Annotated in this window: 22 protein-coding genes and 2 tRNA genes; 11 read left to right on the forward strand and 13 right to left on the reverse strand. The window is 38.8% G+C overall.

Annotation, left to right across the window (positions count from 1 at the left end):
• Positions 1-16: 16 nt before the first annotated feature.
• Entirely contained in the window at positions 17-1,219 is a 1,203-nt protein-coding gene (locus FFJ24_RS12865; RefSeq protein ID WP_138821873.1) for an efflux RND transporter periplasmic adaptor subunit, read from the reverse strand.
• A gap of 73 nt (positions 1,220-1,292) precedes the next feature.
• The gene (locus tag FFJ24_RS12870; protein WP_138821874.1) at positions 1,293-1,898 is read right to left on the reverse strand and encodes a TetR/AcrR family transcriptional regulator; all 606 of its coding nucleotides are present in this window, start codon (positions 1,896-1,898) and stop codon (positions 1,293-1,295) included.
• Between the two features lie 728 nt (positions 1,899-2,626).
• On the opposite strand from FFJ24_RS12870, the gene FFJ24_RS12875 reads away from it, so the two are divergent.
• A complete protein-coding gene (locus FFJ24_RS12875) occupies positions 2,627-3,064 on the forward strand; it encodes a GNAT family N-acetyltransferase (protein ID WP_138821875.1) in 438 nt (145 codons plus the stop codon).
• A 1,105-nt stretch (positions 3,065-4,169) separates the two neighbouring features.
• On the opposite strand, the gene FFJ24_RS12880 is transcribed toward FFJ24_RS12875, so the two are convergent.
• The 5 genes from FFJ24_RS12880 to trpD form a co-directional block, all read right to left on the reverse strand.
• Entirely contained in the window at positions 4,170-4,811 is a 642-nt protein-coding gene (locus FFJ24_RS12880) for an NAD(P)-dependent oxidoreductase (RefSeq protein WP_138821876.1), read from the reverse strand.
• A gap of 502 nt (positions 4,812-5,313) precedes the next feature.
• A complete protein-coding gene (gene trpA, locus FFJ24_RS12885; protein WP_138821877.1) occupies positions 5,314-6,081 on the reverse strand; it encodes a tryptophan synthase subunit alpha in 768 nt (255 codons plus the stop codon).
• A gap of 75 nt (positions 6,082-6,156) precedes the next feature.
• Positions 6,157-7,338, reverse strand: coding sequence for a tryptophan synthase subunit beta (trpB, locus tag FFJ24_RS12890; protein ID WP_210419369.1), 1,182 nt, complete (start codon positions 7,336-7,338; stop codon positions 6,157-6,159).
• Between the two features lie 137 nt (positions 7,339-7,475).
• A complete protein-coding gene (locus tag FFJ24_RS12895; protein WP_246862611.1) occupies positions 7,476-8,105 on the reverse strand; it encodes a phosphoribosylanthranilate isomerase in 630 nt (209 codons plus the stop codon).
• Positions 8,099-9,088 carry an anthranilate phosphoribosyltransferase gene (trpD, locus tag FFJ24_RS12900; RefSeq protein WP_138821879.1) on the reverse strand — a complete coding sequence of 330 codons (990 nt, stop codon included), beginning with the start codon at positions 9,086-9,088 and terminating at the stop codon, positions 8,099-8,101. Before trpD ends, FFJ24_RS12895 begins: the two co-directional genes overlap by 7 nt.
• A gap of 327 nt (positions 9,089-9,415) precedes the next feature.
• Between trpD and FFJ24_RS12905 the strand changes: the two genes are divergently transcribed.
• Positions 9,416-10,357, forward strand: coding sequence for an ion channel (locus FFJ24_RS12905; RefSeq protein ID WP_138821880.1), 942 nt, complete (start codon positions 9,416-9,418; stop codon positions 10,355-10,357).
• A 331-nt stretch (positions 10,358-10,688) separates the two neighbouring features.
• Here FFJ24_RS12905 and FFJ24_RS12910 read toward each other — a convergent pair whose 3' ends face one another.
• From FFJ24_RS12910 to recR, 3 genes are all read right to left on the reverse strand, one after another.
• A complete protein-coding gene (locus FFJ24_RS12910) occupies positions 10,689-11,528 on the reverse strand; it encodes an alpha/beta hydrolase (protein WP_138821881.1) in 840 nt (279 codons plus the stop codon).
• A 389-nt stretch (positions 11,529-11,917) separates the two neighbouring features.
• Positions 11,918-12,736: an SDR family oxidoreductase gene (locus FFJ24_RS12915; RefSeq protein ID WP_138821882.1), complete on the reverse strand. Its 819-nt coding sequence runs from the start codon at positions 12,734-12,736 to the stop codon at positions 11,918-11,920.
• Between the two features lie 98 nt (positions 12,737-12,834).
• A complete protein-coding gene (gene recR, locus FFJ24_RS12920) occupies positions 12,835-13,452 on the reverse strand; it encodes a recombination mediator RecR (protein ID WP_138822362.1) in 618 nt (205 codons plus the stop codon).
• 550 nt (positions 13,453-14,002) lie between these two features.
• On the opposite strand from recR, the gene FFJ24_RS12925 reads away from it, so the two are divergent.
• From FFJ24_RS12925 to FFJ24_RS12940, 4 genes are all read left to right on the forward strand, one after another.
• The gene (locus tag FFJ24_RS12925) at positions 14,003-15,511 is read left to right on the forward strand and encodes a sodium:solute symporter (RefSeq protein WP_138821883.1); all 1,509 of its coding nucleotides are present in this window, start codon (positions 14,003-14,005) and stop codon (positions 15,509-15,511) included.
• A gap of 17 nt (positions 15,512-15,528) precedes the next feature.
• Positions 15,529-16,236 (forward strand): TIGR00730 family Rossman fold protein, encoded by a 708-nt coding sequence (locus tag FFJ24_RS12930; protein WP_029278019.1) that lies wholly within the window; start codon positions 15,529-15,531, stop codon positions 16,234-16,236.
• A 193-nt stretch (positions 16,237-16,429) separates the two neighbouring features.
• The gene (locus FFJ24_RS12935) at positions 16,430-16,930 is read left to right on the forward strand and encodes a hypothetical protein (protein ID WP_138821884.1); all 501 of its coding nucleotides are present in this window, start codon (positions 16,430-16,432) and stop codon (positions 16,928-16,930) included.
• Between the two features lie 24 nt (positions 16,931-16,954).
• Positions 16,955-17,449: a hypothetical protein gene (locus tag FFJ24_RS12940; RefSeq protein WP_138821885.1), complete on the forward strand. Its 495-nt coding sequence runs from the start codon at positions 16,955-16,957 to the stop codon at positions 17,447-17,449.
• 501 nt (positions 17,450-17,950) lie between these two features.
• On the opposite strand, the gene FFJ24_RS12945 is transcribed toward FFJ24_RS12940, so the two are convergent.
• Both FFJ24_RS12945 and FFJ24_RS12950 read right to left on the reverse strand, forming a co-directional pair.
• Positions 17,951-18,541 (reverse strand): DUF502 domain-containing protein, encoded by a 591-nt coding sequence (locus tag FFJ24_RS12945; protein WP_025145323.1) that lies wholly within the window; start codon positions 18,539-18,541, stop codon positions 17,951-17,953.
• Positions 18,542-18,640: 99 nt separating this feature from the next.
• Positions 18,641-21,100, reverse strand: coding sequence for a bifunctional UDP-N-acetylmuramoyl-tripeptide:D-alanyl-D-alanine ligase/alanine racemase (locus tag FFJ24_RS12950; protein WP_138821886.1), 2,460 nt, complete (start codon positions 21,098-21,100; stop codon positions 18,641-18,643).
• A 61-nt stretch (positions 21,101-21,161) separates the two neighbouring features.
• Here FFJ24_RS12950 and FFJ24_RS12955 point away from each other — a divergent pair, with 61 nt between their 5' ends.
• The 5 genes from FFJ24_RS12955 (at position 21,162) to FFJ24_RS12975 (ending at position 24,430) form a co-directional block, all read left to right on the forward strand.
• Complete coding sequence (locus FFJ24_RS12955) at positions 21,162-21,650, forward strand: regulatory protein RecX (protein WP_138821887.1); 489 nt, start codon at positions 21,162-21,164, stop codon at positions 21,648-21,650.
• 94 nt (positions 21,651-21,744) lie between these two features.
• Positions 21,745-21,820 (forward strand) — tRNA-Gly (locus tag FFJ24_RS12960).
• A gap of 69 nt (positions 21,821-21,889) precedes the next feature.
• Positions 21,890-21,973 (forward strand) — tRNA-Leu (locus FFJ24_RS12965).
• 383 nt (positions 21,974-22,356) lie between these two features.
• On the forward strand, positions 22,357-23,103 hold the full coding sequence (locus FFJ24_RS12970; RefSeq protein ID WP_138821888.1) for a LytTR family DNA-binding domain-containing protein: 747 nt from the start codon (positions 22,357-22,359) through the stop codon (positions 23,101-23,103).
• A 244-nt stretch (positions 23,104-23,347) separates the two neighbouring features.
• A complete protein-coding gene (locus FFJ24_RS12975; protein ID WP_138821889.1) occupies positions 23,348-24,430 on the forward strand; it encodes a sensor histidine kinase in 1,083 nt (360 codons plus the stop codon).
• A gap of 116 nt (positions 24,431-24,546) precedes the next feature.
• On the opposite strand, the gene FFJ24_RS12980 is transcribed toward FFJ24_RS12975, so the two are convergent.
• Positions 24,547-24,777, reverse strand: a complete 231-nt coding sequence (locus FFJ24_RS12980; RefSeq protein WP_138821890.1) for a hypothetical protein — start codon at positions 24,775-24,777, stop codon at positions 24,547-24,549.
• Between the last annotated feature and the right edge of the window lie 62 nt (positions 24,778-24,839).

A 24,839-nucleotide genomic window follows, 5' to 3' on the forward strand; every position in this document is an offset into this window, starting at 1 on the left:
AAACTTTAATGGTTTGTTATTTTTTTGTTTTTGCAACGGCTACTTTATCTGCTGCTTTTTGAGGTTGGATCACCATACCTTCCTGTAATTTATCAACGCCGCTCAACACGATCTGGTCGCCAACTTTTACCCCGTCTTTAACCAGGTAATTTTCGCCGGCTTTACCCACAATGGTAATGGCTTGTTTTTTCACTTTACTGCTATCGCCTACAGTAAATACAAATACTTTATCCTGCATTTCTACTGTCGACGACTGCGGTACCAGAATGGCATTATCGTGCTGTAAACCTAAACGGATCTTACCGGTATTACCCGAGCGAAGAATGCCACTTGCGTTAGGGAAACTGGCCCTTAAAGTAATGGCACCTGTGTTTTTATCAAACTGACCATCGATCATATCGATCTTACCTTTAATCGGGTAAGCGGAATTATCAGCCAGTAAAAGTTCTACTGCCGGTAAATGTTTAATCCTGTCGGCAGGCGTTTTACCCGGGTAGTTGGCGTTAAAGTTGTTGAAGTCGTTTTCAGCAAGGGAGAAATAAACATGTACTTCGTGGATATCTGATAATTGCGTTAATGCAGTTTGATCAGTTGGAGAAACCAAACTTCCCTGTTTTTTAGGGATACGGCCAATGTAACCGCTTACGGTAGCCTTAACATTGGTATAACCTAAGTTAATCTGTGCCGAAGCAACACTGGCTCTGGCTTGTTCGGCATTGGCCTGCGCAATTTTATAAGCCGTTTTGGCTGTTTTTAACTGAAAATCAGAAACTACCTTATTCTGAACAAGTGGTGTTAATTTATCAACTTCCAATTGAGCGTTTAAAATAGCCGCTTCTGCAGCATGTAAACTGGCTTTGGCATTGTTTAAAGCCTCGCGGTAAGGGTTTTCATTGATTTTAAACAGGGTTTGTCCGGCAGTTACATAAGCGCCTTCGTTAACCAAAACGCTTTGTAAATAACCACTAACCTGCGGACGGACATCGATATCAACAGCACCCTGAATGGAGGCCGGGTATTCGATATACGTGGTTTCTGTACTCGCATTAATGGCGCTTACAGGCAAGGCCGGTGGTGGCGGTGCGGCTGCAGCCTGATCGGGAGATGACTTACAACTCACCAAAATTATAGATAGAAGAGAAATTGTTAACAATAACTTAATACTATTAAACCATTTAACGGTGTTAAGTAAGGGATACAAGCGGTGTAGAGATTTCATATGATTAAATTTAATTGGAATTAAAGTGTATAATAATTTAACAGTGTTAAATTACGGTGTAAAAAAAATATTTTTAACTGTTAATAGATAATGTAATGCCTTTAATGGCGTCTTTCAAAATCTGTTGGTTTAGCTCGTCGGTCGTTCTTCCATTTGGTCGAACCAGGTTAATGGAAATTAAACCATGGATGATGGACCAATAGGTATAATACTTCATACAGATATCATCATCATAAACCGGTTTCTTTTCGAATAAGGATTCGATCACATCGCCCAGCATACTGCTTACACTTTCGGCTTCAGGCAATGAATTTTTAACGGTACAACAAACCATATCCACACCATACATCAACTGATAAAATTCCTTGTGGGTAAAGGCGAAGTTCCAGTAGGCAATCCACATGGCTTCCATTTTATCTTCCGGAGATTCGTGCTGATCCCTGGCCTCGCGGATATCTTTCCCCAGTATTAAGTATCCCCTTCTGGTGAGTTCCAGTAAGATGCCGTCTTTGTTAGAAAAATATTCGTAAATAATTGGTGCAGTATATTCAATCTGGTCGGCAATTTTACGCATACTCAATGCCTGCCATCCCTCTGTTTGCACAATGTTCAAGGCAGCATCCAGAATTTTGGTTCTGGTTTCATCTTTTAAACGTAGAATTCTTTCTTTACTTCCCATGACTGGAATATTAGGTGTAAATAATCTAACACCGTTAAGCAAATGTAGAACCAATTCGGGAATTGACAATCATGCATTTGTCATATAGAATTTTTCAAAAATAAAATACGCTCCATTTGTATTTAAACCAGGTTTTTTATTCAAGGTGATATTTTGAAAAAAAATAATGTCAACATTTTTTCCAACTGACACGACTGACATTTTTTATTTTAAAGAACAAGTGCAGCGCCTTTTTGGCAGTGCAGTTCTCCAGTTCACCACATATTCTGTTATGGCTGTTACAGAAACGAAGTATTTTTTGAAAAGCAGGTTCCTGTGTTTATCGGATCCGAAAGTCCCGCCATTCGCTGTAGCCCTCATGATCCCGATGTAAAATCGGGACGGGGCTGCCGCTGCTGTCAGGTTTATTAAACTTTAGCTTACTCCTATTGGCGAAAAACTTTGTGTCTAGCCCCGATTGAATGGATGCCCACGATATTTCATTGGGGCAGAAAGGAAAGCGGGAACATAGTAACCAATGAGCACTGCATTTGCGCTCCAAAATATTGCACCAATTAAATAAAATAAACCAGTTACCTGGCGTGCTCCGATTGCGCTCCAAAACGATTGAATCAATCCAGTTAATTTTAAATGTTTAACTATTTCAGGGAGAAGCCTTGATGATTACCCGCAATGATCCTTCCAGCACAGGATGATCATAAATGCCAACCAATCATTATCTTAGTACCATGATATTCCGTGAAGCACACCTGACTGACATCCCTGGGATACAAATTGTCAGGCATTCTGTAAAAGAGAACATTTTGTCTGATCCTGCTTTGGTTACTGACAAAGATTGCGAAGAATTTATTACGCAACGTGGTAAGGGATGGGTTTGCGAAGTAGATGGAGAAGTAGTGGGTTTCTCCATTGTAGATTTAAAGGAGCATAATATCTGGGCTTTATTCCTTCGGCCGGAATTTGAAGGCAAAGGCATTGGCAAAGAACTGCACCGGTTAATGATGGATTGGTATTTCGATCAAACGCAAGAGCCGGTTTGGCTGGGCACATCGCCCAATACCCGTGCAGAAGAATTTTATAGCCGGCAATGCTGGAAAAAAGTAGGTATGGTAAACAAAGGTGAAGTGAAATTTGAGATGAGTTATGAGGATTGGGTGAATAGGTAAATCTATTCAAAATATCGTCATTTTAAGGCATGTTATTATTAGGACACATCAATTAGAAATTGATTTCAGGCGTTTTGCTAACTTACTTTAATAAAACCACCCACCTTACCAAAGGACGCCGGCAATCCCAAGGGCCGGATAAATCAAAAAAACAGTTGCAAATCAGTACAACTAGCACTACCAAACCTGAAACGCAGTGAGTTTTGTGTCTAGAGCGACCCACTAATACTCGCTAACCACCTCCAGACACAAAACAAAGTGCCGCTGTTTTTTTGATGTGCTTGGACTTGCGCAAAAAGGCCCATTGCTGGATCCGATAGCCATCGGATGACAAAGCGCTTTGGGTACTTTGGCGCTCCAAAGTACCATGCCCCGCGGCATAGAGCGATAGAAGAATGTTATAATCAATTGTGTCCACACGATAGGCGCAGGCGGGAACCTTAATGCAACCTACAAACCCATACTAAGGCATTAGGATTCCCAATCAAGTTGGGAATGACGATGCAGCGGAGAAAAGATTAACTACCAGGCTACAAAGAACACAAAGTATTGTGCCTTAGTAATAGTTGTAAAAAGACTGAACCATATAAGGCATATAAGTTACATATAAGCTAAATACCAAATATGTTCTTATATTTCTTATACGGTAAAAAGAAGCTGGTAAAAATTTTAAGCACAAGCCCCTGAAACAAGTTCAAGGTGACGGGCTGCAAGAGTAATCGTCATTATAAGAAGGCTTTTTCAGCCGACAGCCTGCCCCGACTTTTCGGGGAAGCAATCTTAATACTATCGCTATAACCTATCGTCTTTCCCTCGCGGGCGTGAATCTTAATGAAACCTACAAACCCCTAACATGGCATTAGGATTCCCAATCAAGTTGGGAATGACGATGCCAGCGGAGAAAAGATTAACTACCAGGCTACAAAGAACGCAAAGTATTGTGCCTTAGCAATAGTCGTAAAAAGACTGAACCATATAAGGCATATAAGAACATATAAGCGAAATGCCTTATATGTTCTTATATGGTAAAGAAACTATAAAATTTTTACCACCAAGTTACAAAGAACAAAAAGCAAATTTCTTAGTGTCTTAGTGGCAAAAAAACCTAACTATTCCAAATAAAAGGGGCTTGATTTATAAATGTTGCCTTCCCTAACTGATCAATAATAAACCTCGCCAAATTAGAAGCATTAATCTGGTCGCCATCGCAATTGGTCAGACTGGTACTAATGTGAGTTAGCTCATCAGTTTGTATAATTAAGGGTAAACGGATTAGCGTCCAATCGAGGTTGCTTGCGGTTAAAAATTCATATTCCTTTTGTCTATCTGCAGTAGAAACCGGATAATTGTCGTACATCCATTTGGTCGCGAATTGGGTTTTGGCATCCTTTTCATCAGCGGGACTATCTACATTAATACCGGTTATAACGATATAACGTTTCAGACCTAAAGCCTTCATTGCTTTTAGAATATTAACTGTTGATTGCGTAAAAATTGTTTTTTCACTGGCGGGTTGTCCCATACCCAACGCACTGATTACGATATTGCATCCCTCGATAAGCGCGTGTACTGTTTCGGCATCTTTTACATCGCCAATTACGATTTCCAGCGAAGCATGATGAATCTGAAGTTTTTCAGGATTTCTGATAAGAGCTTTCACCCTGATGTTTTGCGCCAATAGTGCTTTTAAAATATAAATACCAGCTTTACCTGTAGCACCGATTAAAGCAATTTTTAAATCTTGCATGATGTTCTTTATAAAATTTTAGAAAATAATAGTTTATCCCTTGATCAGAACGATAAGGGAATATCAGAATTGAATTCTGTTTGAGTTATATTTTATAAAGAGATTTTAATGGCGCTAATTTAGGAAAAAAATACCATTTCGACTAAGTGTAGAAATGTATCTTAGCATGAAAGACCCTGAAACAAGTTCAGGGTGACGGCCTTAGTAATAATGGCCGTCAAAAGACTGAACCATATAAGGCATATAAGTTATATATAAGCGCTACCTAATGTGTTCTTACATTCCTTATATGGTAAAAAGAAACTATGGTAAAATTTAACCACTAAGCCCCTAACCTGGAGCGAAGCGGAAAGCTACGCAGTAAAACAAGTTTAGGATGACGACCTGAGAGATTGATCGTCATCTCGACTGAAGCGCAGCGAAATGGAGAGATCTATCTAGTTAGATTCTCCATTACGGTCGAAATAACGAACCGACTGAACGTGCCTTGGCGGTTAAAATACTATCCTTTAAACTTCTTCATAAAAGTACTTACACTTTCTTCTAAATTTCCATCAGTGATGGCTTTAACGAAAGCAGTACCAATAATAGCACCATTGGCATACGAACAGGCTTTATCGAAAGTTTGTTTATCACTGATCCCGAAACCGATCATCGTTGGATTTTTCAGGTTCAGGTTTTTAATTCTGCCGAAATAGGCTTCGGTGGTATCGCCAACTTCGAGGTTTTTACCCGTAGTAGCTGATGACGATAACAAATAGATAAAGCCATTGGTTAAACCATCAATTTTATGGATCCGTTCTTCAGCCGTTTGAGGCGTAATTAAAAACACATTGCTCAGGTTATGTTTTTCGAAGCAATCTTTATAAAATTCTTCGTACTCTACCATTGGCAAATCGGGAACAATACAGCCATCTACTCCTACTTCGGCGCAGGCTTCGCAGAATTTTTCTACTCCAAACTGCAAAACAGGGTTTACATAACCCATTAACAAAACAGGAATGGTAACGGTCTTACGCAAGTCTTTCAACTGTTCGAAAAGCAGTTTCAGCGTCATGCCCTGATCTAATGATTGCTTGCTGCTCGCCTGGATTACCGGGCCATCTGCAACAGGATCGGAATAAGGAAACCCGATTTCGAGCATGTCAGCACCTGATTTTTCCAGTGCTTCGGCAATTTGAATGGTATCGCCAGTATTTGGATAACCAGCGGTATAATAAATTGATAATATGTTTTTCTTCTCCTGGAAGAGTTGTTTAATTCGGTTCATACCCCAAACCCCTAAAGGGGCGTTATTATTGTGTGAAAAATTACCTCAAAAGTCCCCCTTCAGGGGATTTAGGGGTTATAAGTTAAAATATTTAATATAAGTATCCAGATCCTTATCGCCACGGCCTGACAGGCAAACCACTACGTTTTCGCCACCTTTAAATTCCATTTTCTCTAAATAAGCCAATGCGTGTGCACTTTCGATCGCAGGAATAATCCCTTCCAGTTGCGTACAAAGCAAACCGGCATCTAAACTTTCTTCATCGGTAATGGAAACATATTGCCCGCGACCGGTTTTAAACAAATGCGCATGTTGTGGGCCAATACCCGGATAATCTAATCCTGCAGAAACCGAATGTGGTTCTACAACCTGCCCATCTGGTGTTTGCATCAAAATACTTCTGCTGCCATGGAGCACACCTTCTTTTCCCAAATAAGTGGTGGCTGCCGAAAATCCGCTCGATACGCCTTTTCCGGCTGCTTCAACAGCAATGAGTTTAACATTTTCGTCATCCATAAAATGGTAGAACATGCCCATGGCGTTACTTCCACCACCCACGCAGGCCAACACATAATCAGGCTGGTCGTTACCGGTCTGTTCTATGAGCTGTTTTTTAGTTTCTTCTGAAATAATGGATTGAAAAATCGCCACCATATCAGGGTAAGGGTGTGGCCCTACTACCGAACCGATGATGTAATGCGTATCTACCGGGTTATTGATCCAGTCGCGCATGGCCTCATTAGTGGCATCTTTTAAAGTTTTACTTCCAGAACTAGCCGGAACAACCTTTGCACCCAGCATTTTCATTCGGGCTACATTCGGTGCCTGGCGCTCAATGTCGACCTCGCCCATGTAGATGACACATTCCAGGTTACGTAGTGCACATACGGTTGCCGTAGCTACACCATGCTGACCAGCACCTGTTTCAGCGATAATCCTTTTTTTACCCAGTTTTTCAGCCAGTAAGATCTGTCCGATGGTATTGTTGATCTTGTGGGCACCGGTATGGTTTAAATCTTCCCTTTTTAAGAAAATATTTGCACCATATCTTTCCGAATATCTTTTTGCAAGATATAAAGGTGAAGGACGGCCAACGTAATCTTTTAATAACTGATGAAATTCCTTTTGAAAACCGGCATCATCAATAATTTTTAAATAGTTTTGACGCAATTCTTCTACGTTCGGATAAAGCATTTCGGGGATGTATGCCCCTCCAAAATCTCCATAATATCCTTTTTCGTTTACTTTGTATTTCATAATATTTTTATCAAATCGTTTGTCACATTGGTAGCTTGCTAAAGATAAGTCGTCATCTCGACTGAAGTGCAACGGAATGGAGAGATCTATATTTACAATGCAGATTTCTCGGCTGCGCTCGAAATGACGATCTGTCGCTAGCTATTCATTGCTTTAATAAATTCTTTAATCTTCTCCGCATCCTTTAAACCCGGCTCCATTTCAAACCGGCTATTGATATCCAGGGCGTATAAACGCTCATCTTGCATATTTTTTATCGCTTCGGTGTGTTCCAGATCAATTCCACCACTCAAAAAGTAAGGTTTGGTGTAAGCATATCGGTCTAAAACAGACCAATCGAATGTTTTTCCCGATCCACCATGTGCTTTGGTTTTCGTATCGAACAGGAAATAATTCACCACATTTAAATAAGCTTCGAGACCTGAAAAATCGAAATCCTCATCTATTCCAAAAGCTTTGATCACTTCTAACGAGCCAAAGGCCGTTTTTAGTGCTGCACAGTATTCAGGCGATTCGCTGCCGTGTAACTGAACAGCTTTTAGTTTCAATGTGTTTACTTTATCCTTTACTTTTTCTAAGTCTTCATTTACAAAAACGCCGACCGTTTTAATTTCTGAGGGAATGTATTTGATCAATTCGGCAGAGACATCGCTGATCAGTCTGGGCGATTTTTCATAAAAGATAAAACCCAGGTAATCTGGCTGCAGCTCCGCAACCGCAGCAATATTTGCCGCCAAACGCATGCCACAAACTTTTAACTTTAACATGCCAATAGTTGTTTGAAACTGTTAAGTGCTTTTTTGCTCATTAGCGATTCTTCTGCCTCGTAAAAACAATCAGCAAAAGACAGCTCAGGTTTTATGGTTTTAATCGCTAGTGCCGAATTACATAATACCACATTGTTCTGTACATCAGTGGCTTCACCATTTAATACATCCATAAATATTTTGGCTGATGACTCTACGGTGTCGCCACCTTTAATCGCATTTACATCCACTTTTTCAAACCCCATATCATTAAGTGTTAAAATCTGCTCACCTTTATTCGAAAAGGTTTTCACATCACAGGTTAACGAAACCTCGTCGTAGCCCTCTAATGCATGCACAATAGTATAACTTTTATCGGTATCCTGGTATAAATAAGCATATAAACGGGCCAGTTCTAAACTAAAAACGCCTACCATCTGGTATTTTGGTTGCCCGGGGTTAACCATTGGGCCCAGCATATTGAAAAATGTTTTCACGCCTAGCTCCTTGCGGATCGGAGCAACAATTTTCATTGCCGGATTAAACAATGGGGCATGTAAAAAACAAATCCCAGCTTTATCCAGGTTACGTTTTAAAGTATCCTCATCATTGGTGAACGTATAACCTAAATGTTCCATTACGTTAGAAGATCCGCAGCCCGATGAAACGCCATAATTACCATGTTTAGCTACCGGATGACCGGCACCTGCCACTACAAATGAGGATAAGGTAGAGATATTAAAAGTGTCTTTACCATCGCCCCCGGTACCGCAAAGATCAATCAGTTCGTAACCCGATAAGTTTACTTTAACGCACATATCAAGCATTGCATCGCGAAAACCCTGCAACTCCTGCACGGTAATATTACGCATGGCATAAGCGGTAATAAAAGCGGCAATCTGCGAAGAATTAAATGCGCCTTCCGAAATGGAGATTAAAATGTTCTTTGCTTCTTCCCTGCTAAAACTCTTGTTCTCGAATAAATGGTTTAATATTTTTTTCATGTCTTATATAACTCTTATCGTCATTCTATCTCCGTGGTCTGTGTCTCCACAGACCACTTAATATTTTATAAATCTTATATTATAGCTGCTGATACCGATTAATCGGGACAACATGACGATCCTTCAAAAAATTGCATAAAAAAAGGATTGCTTTTTGGGCAATCCTCTTCGTTGTGTTTAAAATATTTTAAAATATATAACAATAGAATTTGCCTAACGAATTTCGTTATGCCACCACCAATTGTTATTTAAGTTTTTAATTATCATGTTTGTATAAAGCAAATATTGATATAGTTTTTTAATATTCCAAAATCTTTCTAAAAATATATGTCTTTCTTTAAAAGAAAAGTACAGTTTAATGATGATTTCGGTTTCGGATCCAATCCGGTAACCAAAAATCAGCGCATGCTTAACCCTGATGGTTCGGCAAATATCGAGCGTACCGGCCTGCCCTGGTTCAAATTTGATGATACCTATACCCGTTTGGTAACCATGAGCTGGACACGGTTTTTCTTTGTGATTCTTCTTGCCTACCTCGTGGTAAATACCATTTTTGCAGTTTTATATAACGTTGTTGGGATAGAAAATTTAGATGGGGCCAAGGGTGTAACCCGGCGCGATCAGTTTTTTGATGCCTTTTTCTTTTCTGCGCAAACCATTTCTACCGTGGGTTATGGCCACATTTCACCACAGGGCTTTATTACCAGTGTGCTTGCCGCTTTTGAGAGCATGCTGGGTTTACTGGCATTTGCATTGGCTACCGGCTTATTGTATGGCCGTTTCAGCAGGCCTACTTCTAAAGTGAGTTTTAGCAAAAAAATGGTGATTGCACCTTACGAAAAAGGTCATGGCTTGATGTGCCGTTTGGTTAATTTACGCCGCAATCAGCTTATCGAAGTGGAAGTGCAAATGGTGATGTCGTACAATGAAACCGTTGATGGCAAACATGTTAGAAAGTTCTACCCTTTGGCTTTGGAGCGCGATAAAATCGGCATCCTCTCTTTAAACTGGACGCTGGTACACCCCATTACAGAAGATAGCCCATTTTATGAAAAATCGCTAACGGAATTGCAACAGGCAGAAGTAGAAGTTTTTGTAATTCTTAAAGCTTTTGACGATACCTTTTCGCAGACGATCCATACCAGAACAAGTTATCAGGATGAGGAAATAGAAATGGATGCCCGGTTTGAGAAAATGTATTACCATAACGAAGAGGGCAAAATGGTGATGGATTATAGTAAACTGGATAAGATTACGCGGACGGTGTAAAGGTTTTTTTGTTTTAAAGGGCTTTTTTCTTTTTTTTTGGAAAGCAGGTTTCGGTGCTAATCGGTTGCGATAGTCCCGCCATCCGCTACAATCTTTTTGTGTTGCCGTCATCCTGAGGCACGAAGAATCTTTTCCATAGGCTGCAGATGACAGGGTATTCGAGTTTGCTACAAACAAAAAGGATTTTCGCTATTGTCGGGTTTAGATGGGTTGGCTTAGTGTAATAAATAAACCAACCACGCCTTACAGGCACCCCTCCAGAGGAGAGGAATTAAAAACTGATTCAGCGTTGTCAACTTTAATAGCAAAGAGGCAAGAAAGTTGACAACGCTTACGAAGATGTTTTTTGTATAAAATCCAGAATATCCTGATACAATTGATTCCCGCCAAAAATCATCTGACTGATCATCGGTACGTGGCTTTTGCCTTTAATCTCCTTTATTTCTACAGGAACGTTGTTGGCTTTAAGTTTTTCGTATAACCTCGGCGTTTGCAATTTAATGGCGCCATAAGTTTTACTTCCATAAAAAAGCAGATGTGGATTTTTGATGTTGTTGACGTAATCCAATGGCGAAGCCACTTTCCAAACCGCAGGTTGATCGGTAAAAGTTCTGATGAAATCGAAATAAAAATGATCTTTTTCGGCTGTGGTTAAATATTCCTTCATGTCCAAACCAAAAGGATCATCGAGAATTATACCTTTAATGGGATTTTTAATGCCTGCTTTTTTAAAATATTTAGGATCGGCGTTAATCAGTTCGCCCAGATGTGCCCCGGCAGAGTGTCCCATTACAAAAATCTTTTCCGGACTCGCCGTATAATCGGTTATGTGCTCTTGTACCCACTTTACGGCCAAAGCACAATCATCTCCCATTTTTTCGTACTGAACGTTTGGTGCTAAGCGGTAATTGATGATAATGGTAACTACACCCTTCCGCGCGAAATTTCTACCCAGCCACCAATAAGTTTCTTTTTTACCACTACTCCACGAGCCACCGTGAATAAATATTAGAACAGCTTTATTTTTAACACTATCGTTTTTATAAAAAATATTCAGCGTATTGGCTTCGTCGGTATTGCCCGCATAATTTATATTTTTTACTTTTTTAACCTGCGCAGTAGAAAGTATCGTTTGGAACAAAAGCATCAATAAAACAAGGGATTTGTACATAAAAAAGGTTTATCATCTCAGCTTAAATAAACGAAATTGTTGTGCGAGTGGATTTGTTAGTAGCGAGTATTAAGTAAAAGGTATCAAGACATTTATAGGCGCCAAGCACATCCGCTAACCTACTGGCCTTACAGTTTAACCCCTTTATCTATAACCGCCAACCCTTTACCCATGATTCGTCACCTTGATTCGATAGCTATCGGACTTATTTCAGGTTCTATCCTATCTAAAATATATAAGGTTAGGCGCTAAATAATTGTACCGAGTCTTCGACTCTGCTCAGACTGACAATTAATCTAGCTAAACCGCCAACATAACTGTGCCACCAAAACACCAAACTCTAAGCGCAATACGCTATTCTATTTACCTTACGCCTTAAACCTTCTACCTTAAGCCTTAATCAGCGGATTTTTTTCTTTCGCGAATAAATCAAATACCTTTTTATCCACAAATGCAGGGAAAAGTTTGTTCATCCAAACGGCTAATTTTCCTTGTCCGGTCATGATGAGGGTACGTTTGCGTTGTTCAATGCCATCAGCAATAATGCTGGCCACTTCTTCTGAAGACATCATTTTACCTTCATCCATACTGGTTTCACCATGAGCAGCACCATCTTTTGACAGAGCAGTTACGCGGATGTTGGAAGCCGTAAATCCAGGACAGGCCAAAAGCACGTTTACACCTGTCTTCAATAATTCGGTACGCAAGGATTCCATAAATCCGTTCATTGCAAATTTAGACGCCGAATAACCTGTTCTACCTGGCAAACCTCTGAAACCGGCAATCGATGAAACGCCAACCACTGTTCCTTTTGTTTTTAAAATCTCTGGCAAAGCATATTTGGTACAATATACCGTTCCCCAAAAGTTTACATCCATCAGGTTTTTAAGCACCGATAAATCCAGATCATTAAACAGGGCACGCATTGATAAACCGGCATTGTTTACCAGAATGTCAATCTTTTGAAAGGATACTAAAGCCTGTTTGATAATCAGTTCGCAATCTGCCTCTTTACTTACATCAGCCTGAACCGCCACCGCCCTGATGCCATATTTTTTTTCCAGTTCTGCAGTAATTTCGCAAAGGGTTACATATTGGCGGGCAGCTAAAACCAGATTGGCACCACGTTTAGCAAATTCTTCGGCGCAGGCTTTTCCGATTCCGCTCGATGCCCCGGTGATGATGATTACTTTATTTTTTAGGTTCATTTGTAGTTGCAGGTATTAAGTAGGGAGTTTCTAGTATTGAGTAGCGAGTATTAAGTATCAAGTATCAAGACTTGATACCGCTATAGGTTATATTATGACTATTTCATCATCGCGGTTTCGTAAGGCACCCGGGTAATGATCGATCTGCCCAAGGTAATTTCATCGGTGTATTCCAGTTCGCCTCCAAATGCAATTCCGCGTGCAATGGTAGTTACCGGAACATTGAATTCTTTTAGCCTTTTATAGAGATAGAACAAGGTGGTATCGCCTTCCATATTCGGACTTAAAGCTAAAATCACTTCCTTAATTCCACCCACAGTCATTCTGGTCACCAAGCCTTCAATAAACAGATCAGAAGGTCCCACGCCATCCATTGGGGAAATTAATCCACCCAAAACATGGTAAACCCCAAAGTATTGCCCGGTATTTTCAATCGCCATTACATCACGGGTATCTTCTACCACACAAATGGTTTCCTTATCGCGTTTTATCGAAGTACAGATTTCACACACCGTATAATCAGAAATATTATGACAGGTAGTACAATGTTTAATCTGCTGTTTTAACTTGATAAATGTATTGCCAAACTGGTTAACCTCCTCCTGTTCTTTATTTAAAAGATGTAAAACCAACCGCAAAGCCGTTTTTTGCCCTACACCAGGAAGTTTCGAGAATTCGTTTACCGCATCTTCGAGCAGTTTGGATGAAAAATTCATGGTGCAAAAATAGGTAAAATCGTTCATTGGTTCAATAGTTCATTAGTCATTGGTTCATTGGTAACTGCAAATTGCCAACTGGTTCATTGGTCAATAGTTTAATGGTTGTTAGTTCATAGCGATTGGTAACTGCAAATTGAAAACTGAAAACGGGTTCATCGGTCAATAGTTAGATAGTTCATGGCCAATGGCAACTGCACATTGCTAACTGAAAACTAGATACTGGTTCATCGGTCATAGTTCAAAGCTAATGGTAACTGCAAACTGGTTCATTGGTCAATAGTTTAATGGTTGATGGTTCATAGCCAATAGTAACTACTAATTACAAACTGAAAACTGGACATTAGCTCATGGTCAATAGTTCATAGCCAACGATAACTGCAAATTGCCAATTGAAAACTGAACAACATTTATTGATTTTAGGTGTCTGATAATTGCATATTGGTTATTGGACGTTTTAACTTCGGACTCCGGACTTCCGACTTCAGCCTAACAAGAATATTGCTTGATTTGATAGTTTTCTTTACATTTATCAGCTTAATACGAAACTATGTCTCCAACCATTCTATTGGGTTTCCTGATCGGTTACTTTTTATTGCTGATCATTATTTCCTTTGTAACTTCAAAAAACTCATCCGATAATTCGACCTTCTTTGTTGCCAACCGGAACTCTAAATGGTACCTGGTTGCTTTTGGAATGATCGGAACCGCACTTTCGGGAGTTACCTTTATATCCGTACCTGGTGAAGTTGGTGCACCCGGCGGAAACCAGTTTCAGTATTTCCAGTTTGTGTTGGGCAATGCAGTTGGCTTTATTATTATTGCTACGGTTTTACTTCCGCTTTACTATCGGATGAACCTTACTTCGATTTATAGCTATATCGAAAAGAGATTAGGCCATTATAGTTATAAAACCGCAGCCTCGATCTTTTTATTGAGCCGTACATTGGGTTCAGCGACAAGATTATACCTGGTAGTCATTGTTTTACAGCGCTTTATCTTTGATAATTATGGAATTCCGTTCTGGTTAACGGTATTGATTTCACTGGCATTAATATGGTCGTACACTTTTAAAGGTGGATTAAAAACCATCATTATTACCGATACTTTACAAACTTTTTTCCTCGTTTTATCGGTTTTCTTAACCATTTATTTTATCTGCAACAGTTTAAATTTCAATATTCCACAAGCATTTGAAACCGTAAAAAACAGTAGTTATTCGAAAATATTCTTTTTAGATGATTTCCTGACGAATAAATTCTATTTCAGTAAACAGTTTATCGGTGGTATTTTTGTAACCATCGCCATGACGGGCTTAGACCAGGATTTAATGCAGAAAAACCTGAGCATGGGCACCATCAAGGAAGCACAAAAAAATATGTTCACGTTTACGGGCGTATTCGTGATCCTGAATGTTTTCTTTTTGAGTGTTGGTGCATTGTTATACATTTTCGCTACAAAAAACGGCATCGATATTCCTTTGGACCACATTACCGGAAAACCGAGAACAGATTTATTATTTCCGGAAATTGCGTTAAACAACCTGGGTGCTGTACCGGCCATTATCTTTATGCTGGGTTTAACTGCAGCAACCTTTGCCACCACCGACTCGGCACTTACAGCCTTAACTACCTCGTTCTGCGTCGATTTTTTAGGTATGGCTAAAGCAGAAAATGTAAATGCAAAAGACGCGGTTAAAAAACGCCATACCGTACATGTTGCGTTTTCTATTTTGATGTTTCTGGTGATTATCGTAATTAACGCCTTGAATAATTCATCTGTAGTGAGTTTAATTTTCACCATTGCCTCTTATACTTACGGACCGCTTTTAGGGCTGTATAGTTTTGGATTATTTGTAAAAAAACGCGGACTTCATGATAAATTAGTGCCGATAGTTTGCTTATTATCACCTTTTTTATGTTACTTGCTTGCAACGAATTCGACCACTTTATTGGGCGGTTACGTTTTTAGTGTTGAACTGATTTTAATTAACGGTTTAATCACATTTACAGGCTTGTTGTTCATCAGCAAAAAAACTGATGCGCAAACCAAATTTTAATATTAGAATAACAGTATATGACGAGTGAAGAAAAAATTAGAAGTGCTTTCGAAAACAAAGACTGGCAGGAAATCAAAGTAACCGATTCCTGGCAAATTTTTAAAATCATGGCCGAATTTGTAGACGGCTTTGAAAAACTGGCTAAAATTGGCCCGTGTGTTACCATTTACGGATCTGCCCGTACGGCCCAAACACATAGATATTACCAGCTGGCAGAGCAATGCGGCAAATTATTAACTGATCGCGGTTACGGTGTAATTACAGGTGGTGGTCCGGGCATTATGGAAGCCGGTAATAAAGGCGCCCATACTAACGGAGGTAAATCTGTTGGGTTAAATATTGAATTACCTTTTGAGCAGTTCCACAATAAATACATTGATCATAATAAATTATTGGAATTTGATTATTTCTTTGTGCGCAAAGTGATGTTCATGAAATATAGTCAGGGTTTTGTGGTTTTACCAGGTGGTTTTGGTACTATGGATGAACTTTTTGAAGCTTTAACCTTAATTCAGACGGGCAAAATCGCCCGTTTTCCAATCGTATTGGTGGGCGTTGATTATTGGGGTGGACTAATTGACTGGATTAAAGGAACCATGTTGCAGAAGGAACACAATATCCACGAAGAAGATTTAAACCTTTTCAGGTTGGTAGATACCGCAGAAGAAGCTGCAGAACATATTTTCCGTTTCTACGATAAGTATGTACTTAAACCAAATTTCTAAATGGTTCAATAGTTCATTTGCCATTGGTTCATTAGTATGGTTAACTCGTTAATTCTTTAAAGCGGTTAACTGAAAATTGCAAACTGATAATTGGAAACTGAAAAAGTGCTTACAAATAATAAGCACTTTTTTTATGTCTTCATTTATTGTAACAACTGAAGAAAACTGCCATCTAAAATAAAACGTAATTAAAATGTCGAAATTTATCAATTGGAAAAGTAATTGGCTTAACGGAAACTTCCAGCTTTTTGCAGATGGTGTTCAAAAAGGTATGATTTCTTTTAGCAGCTGGAGAAGCGATGCAGAAAGCATGTTTGAAGATAAAAACTATCACTTCGCTAATGAAGGTTTTTGGCAATCGAGAACCAAAGTAATTGATAGAAAAACGAATGAGGTGGTTGCAATCATCAATTACGATAGCTGGAAATCTAAGGCTGTGATTAGTTTAAACACTGGCGAACAGTACGAATGGAAATCAACCGGTGTATGGAAATCGCAGTTCACGGTAAGTAATTATAAGGATGCCCATATTATGTACAGCTCAAATAGCAATACGGGAACGATATCTTCTGATACACACAATGAATTATTGATTATTACAGGCTTATTTATCAAACACATTTACAACAAACGTGTTGTTGTACTTATTGCTTGCCTTATGCCCATTATAACGATATCAATTAATCGTCATTAGAAATAACTTAAACCCTTTTGTGAGATGGAACAGGTTCTGAGTTGGAGAAAAGGTTTATTTGATAGTAATTATCAGGTAATAAACAATGGCTATCTAAAATTTTCCATCAATTTTGGTTCGTGGAAAAATACGGCAATAGCCACTACCCAGGCAGGCATTTACCTGTTAAAAAGTGAAGGGTTTTCTAAACCTGAAACTAAAATTATTGACAACAAGAATACGGTTTTGGCCGTAATTACTTATGATTGGCTGGGTTTTAAAGCAAAAATTGTATTTGCCTCTGGCGAAACTTTCGATTGGAGTTATCAAAACAGCTGGTTAAGCCGCTGGTCGTTGAACAACCATAAAGATAAACAAATCCTTTTTAACGCTTCAGCAGGAAGTGGATTGATCCATACCAATGTTGATGATGATACACTGGTATTATGTGGTCTTTTTATAAGGGAATACTATTCGAGACTGATTTTCGGTCTGATTATTTTTATATTCTGCATGCTCACTTTTAAAAGTATTTTTTAACGATAAAAAGATCCGTCATCTCGACTGAAGCAAAGCGGAATGGAAAGATCTATGTCCCAAAGCACTCTCCAATCTAGTCTTAGCGTCTTGCTAAGAAAATAAAAAGTATTAATCTCAACTTTATAGAATTATTCAGTCTCGTAGCGAGACACTAAGACTAAAGTCGTTTCTTTTTGAAGCGCTAATACCCGTAATCAATAGGGCGGTTCCGGTCCTGCTGTACATTCCAATCCTTTTGGGAATTATTCCATACCAACAATTACCGGTACCCAAAAGGGATTTCCATTTCCATCAGGGCTATTGTGCGCGGGCAGTCATCAGATATAACGACGAAACGATCTGGTTTTAGTATCTTACTAGGGCAATAGAAATATTAATATCGCCTTTAAAGAACTATTTCATCACGTAGCGAGAGGCTACGACTAGATTAGAGCTCTACCAAATCACAGCGGCTTTTGGTACAGCGGTTATTATGGTAAATCGTAATCATTTAAAAAGAGTTTAAAGTCCGCTTACACCACCACTCACGACCAGTTTCATGGCATCGGCGGCAGTCATATTTAAATCGGCAACCTTATCTCTTTTTACAATACAAAGCTGGCCCGCAAAAGAATAAGAAAGTGGAAAATATACGGCCACTTCATCAGGCAGATCAAGTTTATGCAGGTCGTTCTGTGTTAAAAATCCGATTTTTTTTAAACCTCCCTCGACTTCTACCAGTACCGGGTGATTAAATTTTTTCTCATCGCCTACAAAAGCTTCAGTTAAATCTTTTATAGATGAATAAATAAAATTAAGCAAGGGCAACCTTTGCATCATCCGCTGGAACCAATTGTACATGGGCTCAGTTACCAAATTGGTTACGAAAATACCCGCAAGTAAAATGATGGTCAAAACGGTCAGCAAACCTAAACCGGGAATATTGCGACTTTCGCCTGTACGTGGATTTACGCCTAAAATATTGTTTACATTTAACCAGCTATCAACTGTTGTAACCGCCCAAACCACAATAAAAATACTCACGGCAATGGGTACAACAATTAATAAACCTTTAATCAAATAGTTTAAAATGGCTTTCCCGACTTTGTTCATGGCGCAAAATTAGGAAAAATATGGTTAGAATTGTTTAATTGCTCAATTGTTAACGCTGTACAGCCAACAATATATCAATTAAACAATTTAGCATAGCTCTTACTCGTAGAAATAAACCCTTTTAACCCTCTGCGAGATGTTGGTTAGGATTTCATACGGAATGGTATTAATATCTTTTGCCAATTGCATAATGGTGTGTTCTTTGTTGAAAACAATGGCTTCATCACCAGGTTTTACGTCGATACTTGTAACATCCAACATCGTCATGTCCATGCATATTGAGCCTATTACCGGCACTAAATGGCCATTAACCAGCATTTTCCCTACACCGTTGCCAAAATACCTGGTATAGCCATCTGCATAACCAATTTTTACTGTTGCTATTTTTCCGCCATTTGGCATTACTCCTTTTCTGCTGTACCCCACAGTTTCGCCTGGCGCTAATGTCTTCACTTGAGTAACCGTAGTTTTAAGTACCATTACGGTCTGTAAACCCCGGTTATTGGCCAAAGCAGAATCAAAACCATACAAACCTATGCCCAAACGGACCATATCCATTTGCGCATCTGGCCAACGTGAGATACCAGAAGTATTGGAAATATGCAATAATGGATTATAACCTAAAGCGTTAACTAACTGATTGGCAATAATTTTAAATTTATCGATCTGCTGCCGGGTAAATCCATCATGCTCTGCAGCATCGCTAGCTACTAAATGAGAAAAAATACTCTGCACTTTTACCTTTGCCGAATCTTTTAACAGACCCGATAAGGCATCCATTTCAGCTTGATCGAAACCTAAACGGTGCATGCCACTGTCTATTTTAATGTGGATCGGGTAATCGAAATCATAATCCGATAGTGCGTTTAAAAAGCTGTTCAGGATTTCTATACTATAAATTTCGGGTTCGAGTTTATGTTTAACGATGGCTTCGAAAGCAGATTCTTCGGGACTCATCACCATAATAGGTAGCGTAATTCCGGCTTTCCGTAAAGCAATGCCTTCATCGGCATAAGCTACCGCCAGATAATCTACCTTATGGAACTGCAATAAATTGGCGATTTCGAAACTTCCGCTTCCATACGAAAAGGCTTTAACCATGGCCATAATTTTAACACCGGGCTTGATTTTAGAACGGTAAAACTGCAGGTTGCCAACCATCGCATTCAGGTCGATTTCCAAAACCGTATCGTGTATTTTTTGGGTAAGCAATTTACTGATGCGCCCAAATTCAAAGCGCCTGGCGCCTTTTACCAATATAGTTTCGTGGCTAAATTGTAAACCTGGAAAGGCCTCTACAAAAGCATTGGTATTCTCAAAAAACTGGGTTTCGAACTTAAAAAGATCGGCATAACGCGAAATGTGCGTTCCAATACCAATTAACCTGTTGACTTTCTTTTGAGCAAGCAATTCAGCAATTTCGGTATATAAATCAAGATCGTCTCTCCCGGTTTCGAATAATTCGGAAAGGATAACGGTTTTCTTCGGGTGTTGGTTCTGTTGATTTAAAAAATCCAGCGCTATAGCCAAGGAAGAAATATCAGCACTGTACGAATCATCAATAATGGAGCACTGATTGATGCCGTTTTTCAGTTCCAGGCGCATGCTTACATGGCTCAGTTTCTCCAAACGCAGATCGGCCTGCTCTGGCGTATAACCTAAAGCCAGTAAAGTTGCCCAGCAGATCATGCCATTTTCTATCGAGGCTTTATCTTTAAAAGGCAACATGCATTCTATTTCGGCATTCTGATAAATAGCTCTTAAATAACAATTTCCTTCAATGGGTTCAACGGTAGTAATCTGCAAGTCTGCAACCTGCTTGCTGCTCCAGCTAAACTTTTTCTTCCCGGGTAAATCTTTTGGACTTACCTCAGTTACATATTCGGGAGCATAGATGAATAAATCTGAATCTTTAAAAAGTTTCAGCTTCTCTGTGAGTTTTTCTTTTTTAGAGCTAAATCCTTCCGCATGTGCTTCGCCAATATTGGTTAAAATCCCAATTTTTGGCTGAATAATCTCCGCCAGGCGCTGCATTTCATTTACTGCAGAAATCCCGGCTTCGAAAATCCCTAAGGTATGATCGGCTTCAATCTGCCAAACGGAAAGCGGTACGCCAATTTGCGAGTTATAACTTTTAGGACTTTTAACGATATTGAAATCGGCGGCCAAAAGCTGATACAACCACTCTTTTACAATGGTTTTTCCATTACTTCCTGTAATACCTATGGTTTTAAACTGAAACTGGTTTCTATGGTAAATAGTGAGTTGTTGTAAGGCGGTCAAAGCGTCATCAACCAGTAAAAAATTACAATCCGGGTATTGATTAACATATTTAGCTTCGGTAATCACGAAATTACGGATGTCCTTGCTGTAAGCATCTTTTATAAATTCGTGTCCATCCCGGTGCGAAGACAAAGCAAAAAATATAGAATTTTCTGGCACCAAAACCGAACGGCTATCAATTACCAGGTATTGAATAACAACCTCTCCATCAACTAATTTGGTATCAGCATTTAAAATTTCGGCTATTTTGGCAACAGTATATATTGGGTTTTGCATGCTATTATATTCAGAAAAATACGGTAATCGCTTTTATTTTTACGAATTTCAGTAATTAATTATGAAAAGCGGTAAACAAGAGGCAGTATTATTAGATAAAAAACAAGCTTTGGCGAAAGCCGAAAATTTTTGCGCTTACCAGGAACGCTCGCAAAAAGAGGTACGGTACAAATTGGTAGAATGGGGCATGCGCGGGGATGAACTGGAAGAAATTATTAGTGACCTGATCATTAACAATTTTTTGAATGAAGAAAGGTTTGCCAAAAGTTATGCGTCGGGCAAATTCAACATTAAACATTGGGGCCGGGTTAAAATTAAACAGGGTTTAAAATTGAAAGGTGTGCCTGATAAAATTTTACAAAAAGCAATTTACAGTATAGACGGCGATGATTATTTGCAGACGATAGAAAAATTAGCGGTTAAAAAAGCGGAAAGTCTGGGTGAAAATGATCCGTTCAAAAGAAAAAATAAGCTGATGAGCTACCTTCAGGCAAAAGGTTTTGAAACTGATTTAATTTTACTGGTACTGAAAGCCAGCAATTTAAATTAAATATTAAATTTTTAACAAGAAATCTCTTGACAGAAATATAAATCTGCCTATATTTGCATCACCAAAACGAAACAACAACATCAGTTTTGTAAATGCGAAAGTAGCTCAGTTGGTAGAGCACGACCTTGCCAAGGTCGGGGTCGCGAGTTCGAATCTCGTCTTTCGCTCCAAAATGCCTTCCTACCAGAAGGCATTTATTTTAAAGTTAACCAAGCCGATGGAGATCGGTAGCGGCTAATGCTCGGGTGGTGGAACTGGTAGACACGCAGGACTTAAAATCCTGTGCTTTCAAAGGCGTGCGGGTTCGATTCCCGCCCCGAGTACACAACGAAAAGTCCGGTCAAAATGACCGGACTTTTTTATTTACTCCTTTCAATTCTTTGGTTCTTCGGGATCAAGTGGAAAAAGATTAAGCCTTGATCCCCCGAAAACTATCCCCAAAAAGATATGTCTACAAGGTAGCAATCAAGCCTGGAATAATACTCATATCCAAGCATCGCCACTCTGATGTTTTCAAAAAAACGTTTTTTTTTTCGAAACACTTCCAAAAGGCTTGGTTCTAAAAACCGCAATAAACAGCTTTAATTATATTCACTGGCTAAAAATTCACCTTTAAAATTAGTTAGTGATCACATCGTTAATACGTCAGCTATTCCATTTAAGAATAAATTTATTAAATTGCATTTATCTACTTAAATCTATTTTAATGAAAAACTCTATCTCCTGCATCATTATTGATGATGATCCTACCGCAATTAATATTTTGCAAGACCACATTGCGGAAATCCCAAGGTTAAAAGTCCACCGGATCTTTACTAAACCGATAGAGGCCCTAAGCGAAATCAGTACAGAAAGCAATAAACAGCTCATCTTTTTGGATATTGATATGCCAGCAATGTCTGGCCTACGACTTGCTGATAACCTCAAGCATAAAGCACACAACATTATTTTTACTACATCCTATCCAGAATTTGCACTGGATGCTTTTAAGGTTAGGGCAAAACATTACCTGTTAAAACCTTTCAACATGGGAGATTTTGCAGAAGTAGTTAATGAGGTACTTTCAGAATGTTATGATACACAACGCCTTGTACAAGAAAATGAAGAAGCATTTTTCTTACGCACAAATGGCGAACGAGGCAAACTTACCAAAGTACTCAAAAAAGATATCATCTACCTTCAGGGTTCTAATAACCATATACATATTTACACGCCAACAAATGATTATTCAGTATATATGACCATGAAGGAGATGGAGGAAAAGCTCCAGGAAAATGAGCACTTCTACCGTGTTCACAAGTCATACATGATCAACACCACCTTTGTAAAGGAAATTAACGGGCACAAAATCGACCTTGGAAAGTACGAAGTACTCATGACTCCACAATACAAGGAGGCATTTATGGACTATATTGAAAACCAAACCCTTGTCTCAAAACGTTTAAGGGATTAACATTTGCAAATCTGAATGAGTTGTAAGTGTTGTGATCACTGTCATTGTACTGGTAGTTGGATCACTCTTTTGAAAGCGCATATTAGCTGCTTTTTGTGAACGGAAAACAAACGCAGTTTTCCGGGTCGATTTTAAGTCTGTAATTCTTTTCATAAGCGAAAATTAGCCCCATAAAAACCTATAAAAGAGCACATTACGCAAAGCAATTGTTGACTGTTGTGAAACCCAATTTTAACCTAAAAAAATGAAAAACTGGCTAAAAAATTATCGCTGGCATATTATTGCATGGGCTATATTCATTCTTTATGAATATATACTGATCTCGTTAATCCTTAAAATAAATGCCACTTTATTAAGCTATTGCATTCACTACATTATTAATATAACACTCTTCTATATCCATGCCGAATTGGTATTAGGAAAAAGTTTGAAATCAAACAAACCTATTTATTTAAGGATAATTATATTAACAATAGTTGAGGTATGTTTGTATACTATTATCGCGTACCTCACTGATCGCTCCCTTTCAAAAGCAACAATAGTTCCTATTGATAAGCTCACGGTTACAGACTGGAAGTTTATGTCTTCAACACTATGGCGGGGAATCTACTTCATGTTATTCTCAACAGCTTACTATTTTATTAAAAGTTATATCCACCAGAAACATCGGGCAACTAAACTGGAAAAAGAAGCAATTGAAGAAATGTTGAAGCAAAAGCAAACAACGCTTGAACTGGCTAATGCTAAAAATGCCTACCTCAAAGCGCAAATTAATCCACATTTTTTGTTCAATACCTTAACCTATATATATAACAGTACGCATAAGAGTGAACCCCGGGCTGCAGAAACCGTACGGTACCTTTCAAAACTGATGCGTTATGCATTAGAATGCGAACATGGCCCGGAAATTATGCCACTGGAAGCAGAGATCCGTCAAGTCGAAAACCTTCTTCTGCTTAGCAGAATAAAGCAGCCTGACTTATTTATAGATTTTAATTATGATCAGAAAAGTGAATCCACTGAAGTGATTCCATTACTATTACTTAGCCTAACCGAAAATATGGTTAAACATGGAAACCTCAGCCAACCGGAAGATCCTGGAAAGATTATGGTAAAGTTGCAGGGAGGAAAGTTTAGTATTCAAACAAGTAACCTGATTAACACAGGCCTCAACGATACAGGTTTCCATACGGGCCTTGAAAACATCCGGCAAAGGCTGCTCCATACTTATGCAGACCAGGCAGAGATTTCTTCCGGTCAGAAAGGAAAGTATTTCCAGGTACTAATTACAATCAACCTGGCAGATACGCAACAATTTCATATTTAATGCATCAGATTACAGAAGATTGCATAATTTTTCTTTTTGGTACAATAAGTATATGAAACAAGAATTAGCATTTATTAACCGAAATTCTCCTTTAATACGCTCCACTTTTTTGTGGCTTAAAGGTTATTTACTTCAAAACCACGATAACTAAGCATCTCAGCATTATGCGAAACTATTAAGCGAAGTTTTAATTTTTCTATAATTTCTCTGGCTTGAGCAATATTTCTATGTATATCGTTTATTCCCCTGATTTCAATTCCACCCGACATTAGTTTAAATTTGCTGGGCTCAAACTTATCGATAAACTGCTGTAAATCTGGACTTACCTTTACCTGATTGTTTTGCATAATTAATTTTAGTTCTATGGCCGCAAAGCAACACAAAGTACTTTAACTTATCAGTGCTTTCA

Source organism: Pedobacter sp. KBS0701 (genome assembly GCF_005938645.2).
Lineage (GTDB): Bacteria > Bacteroidota > Bacteroidia > Sphingobacteriales > Sphingobacteriaceae > Pedobacter.